This is a genomic window from Achromobacter sp. (genome assembly GCF_032113835.1).
In the GTDB taxonomy this organism is placed as follows: domain Bacteria; phylum Pseudomonadota; class Gammaproteobacteria; order Burkholderiales; family Burkholderiaceae_B; genus Achromobacter.
On the sequence record NZ_DAMCTG010000007.1, the window covers coordinates 14,977 to 29,996 of the forward strand.

General features: G+C 66.8%; 12 protein-coding genes. 1 reads left to right on the top strand and 11 read right to left on the bottom strand.

Annotated elements, in window-relative coordinates; all coding sequences use genetic code 11:
- Positions 1-58 precede the first annotated feature (58 nt).
- The 6 genes from RT697_RS04670 to RT697_RS04695 all read right to left on the bottom strand — a co-directional run bounded on the left by RT697_RS04670 (position 59) and on the right by RT697_RS04695 (position 6,209).
- Positions 59-1,015, bottom strand: coding sequence for a tripartite tricarboxylate transporter substrate binding protein (locus RT697_RS04670; protein ID WP_313697210.1), 957 nt, complete (start codon positions 1,013-1,015; stop codon positions 59-61).
- Positions 1,016-1,043: 28 nt separating this feature from the next.
- Entirely contained in the window at positions 1,044-2,081 is a 1,038-nt protein-coding gene (locus RT697_RS04675) for a uroporphyrinogen decarboxylase family protein (protein ID WP_313697211.1), read from the bottom strand.
- A 169-nt stretch (positions 2,082-2,250) separates the two neighbouring features.
- Positions 2,251-2,700 (bottom strand): PA2169 family four-helix-bundle protein, encoded by a 450-nt coding sequence (locus tag RT697_RS04680; RefSeq protein ID WP_175138322.1) that lies wholly within the window; start codon positions 2,698-2,700, stop codon positions 2,251-2,253.
- Positions 2,701-2,835: 135 nt separating this feature from the next.
- Positions 2,836-4,125, bottom strand: coding sequence for a M28 family peptidase (locus RT697_RS04685; protein WP_313697212.1), 1,290 nt, complete (start codon positions 4,123-4,125; stop codon positions 2,836-2,838).
- 46 nt (positions 4,126-4,171) lie between these two features.
- Positions 4,172-5,149 (bottom strand): tripartite tricarboxylate transporter substrate binding protein, encoded by a 978-nt coding sequence (locus RT697_RS04690; RefSeq protein WP_312428381.1) that lies wholly within the window; start codon positions 5,147-5,149, stop codon positions 4,172-4,174.
- A 136-nt stretch (positions 5,150-5,285) separates the two neighbouring features.
- Positions 5,286-6,209, bottom strand: a complete 924-nt coding sequence (locus tag RT697_RS04695; RefSeq protein WP_313697213.1) for a LysR substrate-binding domain-containing protein — start codon at positions 6,207-6,209, stop codon at positions 5,286-5,288.
- Between the two features lie 232 nt (positions 6,210-6,441).
- Between RT697_RS04695 and RT697_RS04700 the strand changes: the two genes are divergently transcribed.
- On the top strand, positions 6,442-8,823 hold the full coding sequence (locus RT697_RS04700; protein WP_313697214.1) for a DNA internalization-related competence protein ComEC/Rec2: 2,382 nt from the start codon (positions 6,442-6,444) through the stop codon (positions 8,821-8,823).
- Positions 8,824-8,837: 14 nt separating this feature from the next.
- Here RT697_RS04700 and RT697_RS04705 read toward each other — a convergent pair whose 3' ends face one another.
- From RT697_RS04705 to RT697_RS04725, 5 genes are all read right to left on the bottom strand, one after another.
- Positions 8,838-10,181 carry a four-carbon acid sugar kinase family protein gene (locus RT697_RS04705; protein ID WP_313697215.1) on the bottom strand — a complete coding sequence of 448 codons (1,344 nt, stop codon included), beginning with the start codon at positions 10,179-10,181 and terminating at the stop codon, positions 8,838-8,840.
- Positions 10,178-11,455: a ribulose-bisphosphate carboxylase large subunit family protein gene (locus RT697_RS04710; RefSeq protein WP_313697216.1), complete on the bottom strand. Its 1,278-nt coding sequence runs from the start codon at positions 11,453-11,455 to the stop codon at positions 10,178-10,180. Before RT697_RS04710 ends, RT697_RS04705 begins: the two co-directional genes overlap by 4 nt.
- 24 nt (positions 11,456-11,479) lie before the next feature.
- On the bottom strand, positions 11,480-12,019 hold the full coding sequence (locus tag RT697_RS04715; protein WP_105239376.1) for a VOC family protein: 540 nt from the start codon (positions 12,017-12,019) through the stop codon (positions 11,480-11,482).
- A 66-nt stretch (positions 12,020-12,085) separates the two neighbouring features.
- Positions 12,086-13,966, bottom strand: coding sequence for a TRAP transporter large permease subunit (locus tag RT697_RS04720; protein ID WP_313697217.1), 1,881 nt, complete (start codon positions 13,964-13,966; stop codon positions 12,086-12,088).
- Positions 13,967-13,977: 11 nt separating this feature from the next.
- A complete protein-coding gene (locus tag RT697_RS04725) occupies positions 13,978-15,000 on the bottom strand; it encodes a TRAP transporter substrate-binding protein (RefSeq protein ID WP_056319004.1) in 1,023 nt (340 codons plus the stop codon).
- Positions 15,001-15,020: the final 20 nt, after the last annotated feature.

Below are 15,020 nucleotides of genomic sequence, written 5' to 3' on the forward strand. Positions count from 1 at the left end.
GGCGCGCCGGCCAGATCCTGCGCCGGCGCCCGGATAGCAAATGGAGCCAGGCGGCCCCTCAATTGACCGTGATGTTCGCTGACTTGATCACTTGCGACCAATGCGCCGTGTCCTGCGCGACGGTGCGGCCCAGTTCCTCGGGGTTCTGGTAATTCGCCCGCACGCCCGCTTCATTGGCGGTCTTGATGAGCTCGGGTTTTTTCAGGCCCGCTTCCAGCGCGACGCTGATCTTCTGCACCACCGCGTCGGGCGTGCCCGCCGGTGCAAACAGCGAGACCCAAGCGTCCAGCTCGAACCCGGGAAAGCCCTGTTCGGCGGCTGTCGGCACGTCCGGAATCATCGGGTGGCGCGCGGCCCCGGCGATGGCGATCGCCCGCAGTTTGCCCATCTGCACGTGGCCGATCACCGACGGCGGCGTGGTCACGAAGAGCTGCACGCGGCCGGACAGCACGTCCTGGATGGCCGGACCGGAACCCTTGTACGGCACGTGAACCATGTCGGTCCCCGTCATCTGCTTGAAGAGTTCCGTGCCGACGTGCGGTACCGAACCGCTGCCTTGCGAGGCGTAGTTGATCTCGCCCGGATGCGCCTTGGCGTAGGCGACCAGTTCCTTCAGGTTATGCACGGGCAGCGACGGATGCACCGTCACCACGTGCGGTGACACGGCAATCATGCCGACCGGCTTGAAGGACTCGGCGCTCCAGCGCAAGCCGGTGAACATCGACGGATTGCCGGCGTGGTACATCGAGTACGAGGCCAGCAGCGTGTAGCCGTCCGGGCGCGCGCCCGCCACGACGCCATAGGCGATGTTGCCGCTGGCGCCGGCGCGGTTGTCGATGACGGTGGGTTGGCCCAGGCCCGTCGCAAGCGGCTCGCCCGCCAGGCGCGCGGCCAGGTCCACGATGCCGCCGGGCGGCACCGGCACCACGATCGTGATCGGGTGCGTCGGAAAATCCTGCGCGGCGGCCAGTGGCGCGAGCAGCGAGAAGGAAAGGGCGATCAGTTTGCGCAACATGGAAGTCCCCGGGGGCAGCGGCGGGCGCTCAGGCGCGCTCGGCCAACTCGGCGCGCACGATCGCGGCGCCTTCGACCATGGCCTTCATCTTGCCGTAGGCTACATCGCGCGGCAGATATTTCAGGCCGCAGTCGGGCGCGATGATCAAACGCTCGGGCGACACGTGCGGCAGCGCGCGGCGGATGCGGGCTGCGACCACCTCGGGATGCTCGATCTCGTTGGTGGACAGGTCCAGCACGCCCAGCATGATTTCCTTGTTGGACAGGCTGTCCAGCACGGCGCAGTCCAGATTCGATTGCGCGGTCTCGATCGAGATCTGGTGCGCGGAGCAGCCGCACAGCTCCGGCAGGAACGAATAGCCATTCGGACGCGCGTGGATCACGGCGGCGTAGCCGAAGCAGATGTGCACCGCGGTGCGGCCCGTCACGCCTTCCAGCGCGCGGTTCAGCACCTCGACGCCGTACTCGCGGGCCTTTTCGGGGCGTGCCTGCATGTAGGGCTCGTCGATCTGCACCACGTCGGCGCCGGCGGCGAACAGGTCGCGGATTTCTTCGTTGACGGCTTGGGCATAGTCGTAGGCCATTTCGGCCTCCGACTTGTAGAAATCGTTCTGGGCCTGCTGCGCCATGGTGAAGGGACCCGGCACCGTGATCTTGATCTGGCGGTCGGTGTTCACGCGCAGGAATTGCACATCGCGCACCTGCACGGCGTGTTTGCGGCGGATCTTGCCCACGACGCGCGGCACGGGGTTGGGATGACCGCTGCGGTCCAGGGCCTCGCCGGGGTTGTCCAGATCCACGCCTTCGAGTGCCGTGGCAAAGCGGTTGGAATAGCTTTCACGGCGAACTTCGCCGTCGGTGATGATGTCGATGCCCGCGTTTTCCTGATCGCGGATCGCGAGCAGCGTGGCGTCATCCTGCGCCTGCTCCAGCCATTCCGGCGCGACGCGCCACAGTTCCTTGGCGCGCACCCGCGGCGGGAAGCGATCGCCAAGACGCTTGCGATCGATCAGCCAATCGGGTTGGGCATACGAGCCGACGAGCGTGGTGGGCAACAGGATGGACATGCGGACTCCGGACGGGAAAGGCGTAAAAAGCGGACCCGGGTTTATAGGCGATATAGCGTGAATTGGGTTTGCGGGCAGATTGAAGAAAATTCATGCAAAACAACGCCCGCCCGGCGCAGGGTGCGTCGGGCGGGCGGCTTCAATACAACGCGTGGTGCGCTTGAAGCGTTTACGTCGCTGCGCGGAAGCGGTTACGCAGATCGCGGATCTGGTCGTGGTTGCGCAGCACGCCTTGATACTGGCGCTCGACAACCGCGCGCACGTTGTCAGGCAGCGTTTCCTTGAGCGCCTTTTCGTAGTCCGCCTTGGCCACGTCCTCGCCTTTTTCGCATTCCTCGAGCAGCGTCAGGTCGGTGCGGCTGGATACCGCCGCCTTGATGTTCGTCCAGCCACGATGCATGGCGCCGGCCACCGTGCCGCTGTCCTCGGGCTCGCCGCCCAGTTGCGTCACCAGGGTCTGCAACTCCGTGGCGCCGGCCGCGCAGTCGCGCGAACGGTTGCGAAACAGTTCCTGCATCTCGGGCGCCTTCGCGTCTTCAGCCGCCGCGGCAAAGCCCTTTTCGCCGTTCTTCGACGTTTCGATCAGATTGTTCAGCACCTTGATTACATGTTCGGCCATGTTGGTCTCCTTGGTTTGGAAGGAACAGGCGGTAAGGGCCGCCTGGGAATAGGAGACTCAGCAAGTGGCGTGCCTGGGTGGGCAGTGGCCGGCGTAATCGTTTGGGTGATCGCCTGTGTGATCGTCTTTATCGCGCTAGACGCGCGGGCACGTGGATCCGGCTTTCAGCGCATCCAGTTCCTCGTCGGTCATCTCCAGCGCCAGCGACGCCATCGCACACGTGACCGCCAGGGCGTTGCGCATTTCGTCTTCCAGAATGATGTCCGGCACGTCGCCGCGCGACAGGATATGGCGCACGCGCGAGTCGGGCTTTTCGAATCCGGCCACCAGTCGCAGGGCGGGGATGCCGTGCTTGGCGAAGTTGGCGTGGTCGGAGTTCGGCATGAAGGGCAGCCAGTGCGACACCGGCACGCCAGCACGCGTTGCCGTGTCCTCGACCACGCCCGCCAGCGCCGGATAGTCGCTGATCAGCGCGCAGAGGCTGTCGTCGCCTGCCACGGTGTCCAGATTGATGTCGAACTTCAGGCGTTCACGCTCCGCAACGGGCATGTCGGCCAGATAGCGGGCTGAACCGGCCAGCGCCCATTCCTCGGCGGTGAAGAAGCAGATGCGCAGCCCGGGCGTGTCCGGACCCAATTGCTTTGCGAGCAGCCGCGCCGCAGCCAGCGCGACGGCGACGCCCGTGGCATTGTCCAGCGCACTTTGGCCCAGATCGTGACCGTCCATGTGGGCGCTGATGACGATCCGGCTTTCGCGGCCGCCAGGCAGGTCCAGGACGCCGGCGCAGGCCATCGAATCGCGTAGCTCTTCTCCCTGGATATGCAGCCGGATGCGCGCGCCAGCTTCCGCCGTCAACGCCGATGCCGCTTCGTGGCCGATGTAGGCCGCGGGGATGCCCGCGCCGTCACGAGGACGGCCAGAGGAACCGGACAAGGGGCCGGCGCCGGGCAGCGGGTTGGCGATGAGGAAGGCGGCGGCCCCTTGCGCCACCGCCATGTCGTATTTGCGGCGTCGGTGAATATGCGTCTGCGAGAACGGATACTCATGGCGCACGAGCACGACCTTCCCGCGCACGGAGTCGCCGGCGCGTTCAAAGTCCTCCGGACGGCCCGCCCCAAGATCGAGGACCACGCCTTCCAGGCCCTGTCCATCTGTGGACGCGGAGCGCAGCAGGGGAACGCATTCCATGTCGATGGGCGTGTCGCCCAGCAGCGTCAGACGGCTGGCGAGGCAGCGCCACCCGTCGTAGGGCACCGGCACGCGACGCACGTCGGACCCGATCTCACGAAGGCGATCCAGCGCCCAGTTCATTGCAGCCTCGTCCTGGCCGGTGCCGGACAGGCGTCCGCCGAAGCCGCAAATGGTCTGGAAATCGCTCATCAAGGCCGCGTCGTCGGCGGCCGCCTGTTGCCAGGGTGTCGTCATTGATGTCTCCGGCGCCGCGCGCATGCCGCGCGGCGCTGCAACGTTGTTATTCGAAGGTGATGTTGGCGCGTTGCACGAGGTCGGCCCAGCGCGCAAAGTCCTGCGCCAGCAACGCGTTCAGCGCGGTGGCGCTGGTATCCGGCGGAAGGTTCATGCCGACACTCGCCAGCCGTTGCTTGACGGGGTCGGACTGCATGACCTTGGCCATGGCTTCCGACAGCTTCTGGCGCACAGGTTCAGGCGTCCCGGCCGGCGCGACGAGTCCCCACCAGCTTTGCACGGTCAGTCCCGGATAGCCGAGTTCCTGAAACGTCGGCACATCCGGCGTGTCAGCCTGCCGTGCGGGCGAGGACACCGCGATCGGTTTGATCTTGCCGCTCTGGAAGAGGGCCACGGCCGAGGCCATGGTGGTGAAGCTGGTATCGATTTGACGGCCAGCCAGGTCATTGACCGATGCGGATGCGCCCTTATAGGGGATGTGCGCGAGCTTGATCTTGGTGTTCTGCATGAACAGCTCGGCCATCAGATGGGTCAGCGAGCCGTTGCCGCCCGAGCCGATGGAGACGGTGTCCGGCTTGCCGGCGGCGGTCTTCACCAGCGTCGGGACGTCCTGCGCCTCGAACCCGGGATTCACGAACAGGTACATGGGCGACAGGCCCAGCAGGGTGATCGGCGCGAAGTCCTTTTTCGCGTCGTACTTCACGCGATCCTTGTACAGGGCGGGAACGATGGTGAAGGGCACATCGGCCAGCAGCAGCGTGTAGCCGTCGGGCGCCTCGGTGGCCACATAGGCGGTTCCGAGCATCGACCCCGCGCCAGCGCGGTTCTCGACGATGACCGACTGCCCAAGTTGGGCGCTCAATTGATCGCTGATGGCGCGGGCGACCACATCCGAGCTGCCGCCCGCCGAATACGGCACGACGATCTTGACGGGTTTATCGGGATAGGCGGCGGATGCCGTTTGGGCGGCGGCGAGGGCCGTGGGGATGGCGAGGGCAGCCAGCAGTTTTTTCCACTTGAACATGATTTTTATGGTCCATGAATAATTCACGTCATTGTGGTGGCTGCATTTTCCACGGGCAAAGGAAGTATGCGCATGGGATATTCCAAACCGGAATACCGCGTGCGCGCAGGGCTTTGAGCCTCGAAGACTCAGGTCTTCACGTCAATCCCGCGTAGCGTCGCGTTTTGTCATTGAGCGCCTGGCCTTGGGCGATGACCCAATCGCAGAACGCCTGACAGTACGGCCCGCCGACGTTGGGCCGGGGCTGCATGAGGTGATAGCCGTAGCGGCCTTCCACCGTCTCTCCGAACGGCCGGACCAACTGTCCGGATTCCAGATGGTCCAGCACCATGCACAACGGCATGATGCCCGCTCCCAATCCGTTCAGCACGGCAGGCAGCAGGATCGAAAAACCTTCGTACTCCGGCGCCGTGGCGGCAGGACCGGACCACAGCGGAGCGACGTCGGCTCGCCATTCGTCCCAGCCGTAACCGCGCTGGGCACGCTTGAGCAGCGGCAATCGGGTGATGTCATCCACCGACTTCACGGGATGGCGATCCAGCAGCGACGGCGCCGCGACCAGCGTCATCTCACGGCCGCAGAGGTACTGCGCGCTCATGCCGGACACATAGCCCGTATGAAGCTGGATCTCCGCGTCGAACCGTTCAGAGCGGTCGCGCGCGTGCAGCAGGCGAGGACGGATGTTGACGCGGATCTCGGGGTGTAGTTCGAAGAATTCCGACAACCTGGGCAGCAGGAAAAATTGCGCAAAGGACGGCGACACTGCCACGTTCAGGGCGACGCGTGAGGCGGGATTGGCGACCAGCGCGTCCGCCTCGTCGATGAGGCGCACCGCCGCGCTGATGCGTTCCAGATACAGGGCGCCGGCGTAGGTCAGCCGCAGGCCGGCGGGCATGCGTTTGAAGAGGGCGGTGCCCAGACGGTCCTCAAGTGCCGCGACGTGTTTGCTGACCGCGCTTTGGGTCAGATTCAACGCCTCGCCTGCGCGGCTGAAATTCAGGGTTTCGGCGGCGGTCAGGAAGATGCGCAGGGAAGAGAGGGAATTGCGGGTGCCTTTCATGCGGGGCGCGAACTGGGTGCTGGGTTTGGGGCTGATTTGGCGCTGATTCGGCGCTGACGTGGCGCTACTGTACTTCGCGCGCCCGGACAATGGCGGTTAGCCGACGTGGATCAATCCGTTCATTGAATCGTCCGCCGATCCTGGAGCCTCCTACGCTTTCTCTTTTCAGGAGAAAGCCATCACGGGCCGATCTTTCTGCCTTGCGTTCGTGGCTGGCGCGGGGCTGGTGCAGATGTCGCCGCGCCTGCCCAGTGCGCTCGTGCTGTGGCTGCTTGCCGCCATTGGCGTCGCGTCCTGCGTGGCATGGGCGCGCGCCCGGCATCCTTTGTCGCGTGTGCTGGCGGCCTTGGCGCTGGGCGCTTGCGCCGGTCTTGTCAACGCGGCCCTGCAAGCGCAACACCGCCTGAACGACGCGCTGGCCGACGAGCACCAGGATCAGGTCTCGCGGTTGGTGGTGCGAGTGGTGGGATTGCCCGATGGCGACGCGAACCGGCTGCGCTTCATAGCGGAGCTTGAGCCGCCTGTGCGCTCCGGTATTCCGTCGCACATACAGGTCACCTGGCAGGCGGGGGCCGGCGCCAATCAGACTGTGCCGCAGGTGCTGCCGGGTCAGATTTGGCGCATGGCCGTGGTGCTGCGCAGGCCGCATGGCCTGCTAAATCCCGCGGGACCGGACACGGAGGGGCGCATGTTCGCGCATGGCGTGCGGGCCACCGGCACCGTGCGCGGACAACCCGTGCTGCTGGACGACCGGCCTTGGGCGTCACCCGGCATCGCCATCGAACGCGCGAGGCACCACGTGCGCGAAGGCATGCGCGCCGCGCTGGGCGAGCATCGTTATGCGCCTGTGATGATTGCGTTGGCGATTGGGGACCAGGCCGGCGTGTCGCGCGACGACTGGCGGATCTTCAACCGCAGCGGCATCACGCATCTGGTGTCGATCAGCGGCATGCATGTGACGTCGATTGCAGGCATTGGCGGACTGCTCGCGTCGGCGCTGTGGCGACGCCTGCGATGGCGCGGCGTGGGGCTGGCGGAGCGCGTGCCTGCGCGTATCGCGGGCGGGGCAGTGGCGGCGCTGGTCGCACTGCTGTATTGCCTGCTTGCCGGGTGGGGCGTGCCTGCACGCCGTACGTTCTTCATGCTGCTGGTGGTGTTGGCGGCGGCGTTGTCTCGGCTGCCGCTGTCGGGAGGCCGGGTGCTGGCCTGCGCAGCGGCCGCCGTCGTGGCGCTGGATCCGTGGGCGCCGGTGGCTGCGGGCTTCTGGTTGTCGTTCGGCGCGGTGGCGGTGCTGTTGCGCATTGCTGCCGCGCCGATCGATGTCGATGCCGGCTGGCGCGCGCGGTGCGCGACGCGGCTGGGACAGGCCGTGCGCGTGCAATTGATGGTGACCGTGGGGCTGATGCCGCTGCTCGCCTTTCTGGTGCATCAGGTGTCGTTGGGCTCTCCATTGGCCAACGCTGTGGCGATACCGGTCGTGACGTTCATCGTGACGCCGCTGGCGTTGCTGTGTGCGGCGCTGTCGTGCGTGCCCGGGGCGGAAACGTTGGCGGCGTGGGCGGGTCAGGCAGGGCTGGACTCCTTCGACCTCACCATGGTGCCGGTGGCGTGGGTGGGCAACGCAAGCTGGGCCAGCGTGCCGGTTGCGGCGGCGGGTTGGATGTGGCTGCTGCTGGCGGTGGCGGGCATGGCGTGGGCGCTTCAAACGCGCGGCTGGCCGGGGCGTCATCTGGGGTGGGCCTGCATGTTGCCGTTGCTGTTCTGGCGGCCGGACAAGCTGGAATCCGGCTATTGGCGAATGAGCGCGATGGACGTAGGGCAGGGCAGCGCGATCCTGGTGGAGACGGCCAATCAATCGCTGCTGTTCGACGCCGGGCCACGCAGCTACGGCGGCAGCGATGCGGGCGAACGGGTGGTCGCGCCGTTCTTGCAGTCGCGGGGGATCGGACGGCTGGATGTGTTGGTGCTGTCGCATGCGGACATGGACCACGTCGGCGGCACGCGCGCTGTGCTGGCGTCGGTGCCGGTCGCGCGAAGTTATACGTCCTTCGATCTGCCGGCCTACGTAAGGCGGGACGCCCGCATGTGGCCGGACGTGGGCAATGCGCAGCCGGTATTGCCAGATGAGATGTTGCGGTGTGAACGCGGACTGCGATGGGAAGCGGACGGGGTGGTGTTCACTTTCCTGCATCCAGGGCCGTCAGAACGCAGCGCCAAGGCCGATGACCGCAATGCCGACAGTTGTGTGCTTCGCGTGGAGGGTAAAGACCATTCTGTGTTGCTGACGGGAGATGTGGGGCTGGCGCAAGAGCGGGCGCTGGTCGAGCATGGGCTGGCGGATGCCGACGTCGTCCTGGCGCCGCATCACGGTTCGTCGTCGTCGTCCAGCCGTGAATTGGTGGGGGCTTCGCAGGCGAAGCACGTGATCGCGCAGGCGGGACATCTGAATCGGTTCAAGCATCCGGCGCGGGCGGTGGAGTTGCGGTGGATGCGGGCCGGCAGCAGGTTCTGGCGCAGCGACCGGGACGGCGCGGTGATGGCGGAGTCGGGACCGGATGGGTTGGAAGTGTGGGGACAGCGGCAGCGAGCGGGGCGGTATTGGCAGGGTCGCTAGCGACCGCAGGCGTCTCAGCGGTTGCCTGTCGCCAACTGATCAAACAACCGATCCCCGCCCATCTGCCCGCCCTTGAGCATCAGCTCGATGCCGTCGGTCAGGGGATCGTCGCTGCGGGCGACGCTGACGGTGACGCCCGGCGCCAGCACACATCTGAATGCCAACCCCCACAACCCCAGCGCCAGCGTGGCTTGGCTGGAGGTGTCGCCGCCGGCGATACCGATGCGTGACAAGCGTCTGCCGGCTTGACCGCTGGCTTGCACGATGTCCGCCACGAGGCGGCCGGTGGCGCGGGCGGTGGCGGCGGTGTCCTGCGCACTGACCGGGCCGGACGGCTTGTCCGTATGCGCGAGCACATTGCGGCCCCGGGCCAGTGTGGCGGCCGCCAATTGCGCCTGCTCGGCCGCGTAGGCGGCATCCGTGCGCAGCCGGTCGACCTGCAGCGGCTGGCGAACGTAATGCTCGCAGGCGGCGATTTGCCGCGCGGTGACCGGGGACAGGCTTCCCGCCACTACCAGCACAGGTCCGGCGGCGGAGCCCAGGGGCGCTGCCTGCGCGCTGTCTCCGGGGGCGAGCGTGGCGGCGCGGGCCAGCGCCTGCTGCACGCTGCTCGGCCCCACGGCCAGGAGCGGCGCGCGCGCCGCCGCGCGGCGGATCAGGCGGCCGATGACGGTTAGCTGTGTCTCGTCCACCAGGTCCAGCAGCAGGGGGCCGTCGGTGGTATCGACCACGTGGTCGATCCACGCGTCGAGCGCGGGCGTATCCGCTGCGGGCGGATAGGCAATGTGCGGCACGGCGTGGATGCCGGAGAGCCCCTGCGCGTGCAGGTGCAGCCGCAGGTCGGCCTCGTGCATTGGCGTGACGGGATGCACGCTCATGACCGGGTGGCGGTCGATGCGGTGGATCTCTGGCGCGGCACCCGCGCGCGCAAAGAGTTGTGAAAAGCTGCAATAGCGCCCGATGCTGGGCTGTCCGCCGACGATGGGCACCAGCGGATTGGGCAGGTGGCGTCGCAACGTGCGGACGGCGGCGCCGATGCTGCCAACATGCGGCGCGCTGTCGAAGGTGGAACAGCATTTGTAATGCAGCACGCGTGCGCCGGTGCTCGCCATGAATCGGCCCACGGCATCCAGTTCGGGTTCCATCTCGGCGGGCGTCATGCCGCGCGCGGCGCCGGCGATGCCGATGGCGTCCAGCGGGCCGGCGCGGCGCAATTGTGCGGGCGTGGGCACGCCCAAAAACAGCAGGCTGCGCAGGCCCGCCCGGGAGACCTCGGCGAGCGTGTCGGTGGCGCCGGTGAAGTCGTCGCCATACCAGCACACCTGCGGCGTGGGCACGCTGCGCGCGTCGATCGTCATGCGCGGTTGCCGAAGAAGTCGAGCGCGCGCTGCAGCTCGGGCGCGTTGCGGGCGTAGTCTTCCAGCCGCTGGTTGTCTCGCACGGCGTGCCATGCCTGCCGGATGCTTTGCACGCCGGCGGCCGGACCATCCGGGTGCGCCAGGATGCCCCCGCCGGACATGAACAGCAGATCGTCGCTGCGCACGGCAGCCCACGTGGCGGGCACGGTCCCGGCCCACTGACCCGACGAGAATGCCGGCATGACGGCGTCGTCAATCCCCGGGGTCAGCGACGCCAGGCAGTCGCGCGCGGAGTCCACAACTTCGCTGTCCTCCTGCGAGAACTTGCCTTGCAACCCATGCACGTGCATGTGATCCACGCCGGCCAGCCGCCACAGCGTCTGATAAGCCTGAAACCCCATGCCCAGCAGCGGATGGCGCGACAGCGCGCCAAACCCGTTGCGATGACCGTGCAACGCCAGCGGCGTGCTGCGCCGCAGGGTCTGGATGGCTGAGTAGCCGCACCAGTTTAGGCTGGCCATGACGCAGGCGCCGCCTTCGCGTTCGATCAGGTCGGCGTGGCGGCGCATGGCGTCGGTTTCGTCGGTGATGTTGAACGCGACCATCACGTTGCGGCCGGTGCGTTCGCGGTGCGCGCGCACCACTGCCATCACGGCGGCCACGCGCTGGGCGAGCGGGGCGTGGGCCGGGTTGGCGCACACTTCGTCGTCCTTGATGAAGTCCACGCCGGCCGCGCAAAGCTGCGCCACGAGATGCGCGGTCTGCTCGGGCGAGAGGCCGACGTTGGGCTTGATGATGGTGCCGACCAGCGGTCCCTTGTCCACGCCGGTCAGCGCGCGCGTGCCGGCGATGCCGACCTGCGGCAGGTCGAACTGGGCGCGGTAGTTGGCGGGCAACTCCATGCTTTCGAGGCGCAGGCCGGTGACCTCGCCCAGGTCGTACAGGTTGCCGCCGACGGTGGCCGCGAGCGTGGGCAGGTTGGCGCCCACGTTGGCGACGGGAAACGCGATGCGAATCCGCGCGCGCTGGAACTTGGCTGGCATGCCGCCGGGCTGGCGCGCCAGGTACGCGTTGGGCAGGCTGGGCGTGTCGACCGCTTCCAGCGTTTCGATGGATTCGATTCGGGCGCGGGCGCGTGCGCGCAACTCGTCCGTTTCGCCCTGGACGCGCGTGAAGGTGCCGCAGGACTGCTCGCCGGCCATGACCTCCGCAACCTTGGCGGGGTCGACGGGGGTTTCAATCAGGTAGGTGGCGGTAAACGATTGGGAATTCATGGTGGCGGAGTGCAGCAGGGTGTATCAGAGGCGGCTCAGGTCGGGGAAGGCGCGGACGGGGTCTTTGCCGTCCCAGTTCACCGAGCTTTCGCGGATCAGGTCGAAGAGGCGGCCTTTGGGACCGGCCACTTCGGACAGCTCGATGACGGTGCCGGGGTGGTATTCGGTGTCGAAATAGATGAAGCGGCCTTTCTCGCCGACTTCGCCGCTCATCTTGGGCTTGAAGCCCTGCGCCAGCAGGCGTTCCAGGTCGGCGTCGTAGCTTTCGGTCCAGTAGGCGACGTGCTGCAGGCCGGTGCGGCCGGCTTGCAGGAAATCGCGGTACATGGAGGGCACGTCGTTGCGGGTCTGGATCAGTTCGACCTGCACATAGCCGGAGTTGGCCAGAGCGACGGAGTTGTGCGGTTCATATCCCACGCCGTCGTATTGGTAGTTGACGATGGGCACGCGCGGGTTGTAGTACCAGGGGCCCACGCCGAGCTTGGTGCTCCAGTAGTCCATGGCGGCTTCGATGTCGTGCACGACATAACCGAGTTGGCGGATCTCGCCCAGGAAACGACTCATGTTGGATCTTTATAAAAGGGTGGCTGAGAGACGGGGAGGACGCGGCCCGCAAGGGGCCGCGTCGCGTCACAGGAAACCGATGGAGAACCAGGGGAAGGCTGCCACGACGATCAGGCCGATCAGCAGTGCGCCGATGTAGCCCCAGATCGGGCGGATGCCTTCGTTGGGATCGACGCGGCTGATGGCGCAGGCGCCGTAGTAGCCGACGCCGAAGGGCGGTGCGAACAGGCCAATGCCCATGGCGAAGATCACGACCATCGCGTAATGGACTTCATGCACGCCGGCCTGCACCGCGATCGGGAACAGCAGCGGACCGAACAGGACGATGGCGGGAATGCCTTCCAGCACGCTGCCCAGGATGATGAAGGCCACGATGGAGACGGCCAGGAAGCCGTAGCTGCCGCCGGGCATGCCGGCCATCAGCTTGGCCAGATCGCCCGAGAAGCCCGATTGCGTCAGCGCCCACGCCATGGCGGTGGCGCAGCCCACGATCAGCATGATGGCGCCGGACAGGGAGGCGGTCTCGATCAGCATGGGCTTCACACGCGCCCAGTCGAAGCAGCGGTAGATCACAAGGCCCACGACGACGGAGTACACGATGCCGATGGTGGAGACCTCGGTGGCCGTCGCCACGCCTTCGACGACGGCGGCGCGGATCACGAACGGCAGGGCCACGGCGGGCAGCGCGATCATGAAGAAGCGGCCGATCTCCTTGAAGGTGAAGCGCTGGACGAGGCTCAGGTCTTCCTTGCGGTAGCGCCACCAGACCACGGCGCATAGGGCCAGGCCCAGCACGACGGCGGGCAGCAGGCCGCCCGTGAACAGCGCGGCGATCGATACGCCCGTCACCGAACCGATGGTGATGAGCACGATGGACGGCGGAATCGTTTCAGTCTGCGCGCCGGTGGCGGACAGCAGAGCGACCAGGTCGCCGGGCTTGGCGCCGCGCTTTTTCATTTCGGGGAACAGGACGGGCGCGATGGCCGCCATGTCGGCGATCTTGGAGCCCGAGATGCCGGACACCAGGTACATGGCGCCGATCAGCACATACGACAGCCCGCCGCGTACGTGGCCAAGCAGGCTGGCCAGGAACTGGATCATGGCGCGCGCCATGCCGGTCATTTCGATCAGCGAGCCCAGGAAGATGAAGAGCGGCACCGCGAGCAGCATCAGGTGCGACATGCCTTCGTCCAGCCGGCCCACCATGACGACCATCGGCGTGTTGGTGGTCAGCGCCAGATACGAGAAGGTGGCCAGCGCGAACGAGAAGGCAATCGGCACGCCCGAAAACACGGTGGCGGCGACGATGCCCACGAAGAAGATCACCAGATTCAGCTTGCCCAGGCCCGCGAACAGCGGCTGCGCCATCCAGAAGAGCCCGACGACCGCCGCCACGCCAGCCAGCGCCATTGCGACCTGCGGCAGCGGCTGCGTGCGCAGCAGGCGCAGCAGCGCGATGATGCCCATCAGCCCCATGCCCACCGGAATCGCCGAGGCGCGCCAGGCGTTGCTCAGTTCCAGCGCGGGCGTGATGATGAAGTGCTCTTCATGCGCGTATTCGATGGCGGGCGCCAGGATCAGCACCAGGAAGGCCAGCGAGGCCGCCAGCGCCGCGGTTTCCAGCTGCGCGCGCCGAGCGGGGCTGACGTTGTTCACCAGCGCGGTCATGCGCATGTGCTCGCCGCGCCGCAACGCCACGACGGCGCCCAGCATGGACAGCCAGAGGAATAGGATGGACGCCAGTTCGTCGGACCAGACCAGCGGGCTGTGAAACGCATACCGCGCCACCACGCCGGCAAACAGGACGATGATCTCGACCAGCACGATGGCTGCGGCAACGTGTTCGACCACGGTGCCCAGCACGCTGTCGAGCGCGCCGGCCGCCCGGCGCAGGGGATTGGCCGGCAGCGCGGGCGCCGCGGCGTGGGGAGCGGACAGGGAGGACATGGCGCGCGACCTCAGGCCAGCTTGCCGACGGACTGCTCCAGCAGGCCCCAGGCCTCATTGCCGAACCGGCCTTGCCATTCCTTGTAGAAACCGGCGGTGCGCAGCTGTTCGCGGAAGCTGTCGGCGGACGGCTGGTTGAACACCAGGCCCTTGGCTTCAAGGTCTGCCTGCACCGAGGCGTTGAGCTTCTTGATGTCTTCGCGCTGGGCCAGGCCGGCTTCATTGATGCCGCGTGCCACAACCGTCTTCAGGTCGGCGGGCAGGCCTTCCCACATGCGGCCGTTGGCGATGAACCAGTAGCCGTCCCAGATGTGCTTGGTCAGCGAGCAGTATTTCTGCACTTCGTACAGCTTGGCGACCTGGATGATGGGCAGGGGGTTTTCCTGCGCGTCCACCACCTTGGTCTGCAGCGACGAGTAGACCTCGCTGAACTGCAGGCTGGCGGGCGCGGCGCCCAGGCCCTTGAACATGGAGATCGGCAGCGAGCTCACCGGCACGCGGATCTTCAGGCCGTCCATGTCGGCGGCCGTGTTGACCGGGCCCTTGCTGCTGGTGGTCTGGCGAAAGCCGTTGTCCCACATCTTTTCAAAGGCGTAGAGCTTGCGCTGCGCGATGGCGGCGCGCACATGGGCGCCCAGCGCGCCGTCCATGGCGTTCCAGACCTGGTCGTAGTCCTTGAACGCGAAGCCGACGGCGTTGATGGCGGCCACCGGCACCAGCGTGGCGATCACCAGGGCGGACGGCGTGAAGAAGTCGATGCCGCCCGAACGCACCTGGGCCAGCATGTCGGTGTCGCCGCCGAGCTGGTTGTTCGGGAAGATCTTGATGTCGACGCGGCCGTTGCTTTCCTTGAGGATGCGTTCTGCCGCTTCCTGTGCACGGATGTTCAGCGGATGCGTCACCGGCAGGTTGTTGCCGTACTTGAGCGAGTAATCGGCGGCGCGGGCGATCAGCGGAAAGCCGGTGCCGGCGACGGCGAGGGCGGGAACCGCGCAAAGGCGGCGCAGGGCACTGCGGCGAGTAAGCAGCTTCATGGTTGTCTCCGTTGTCTTGC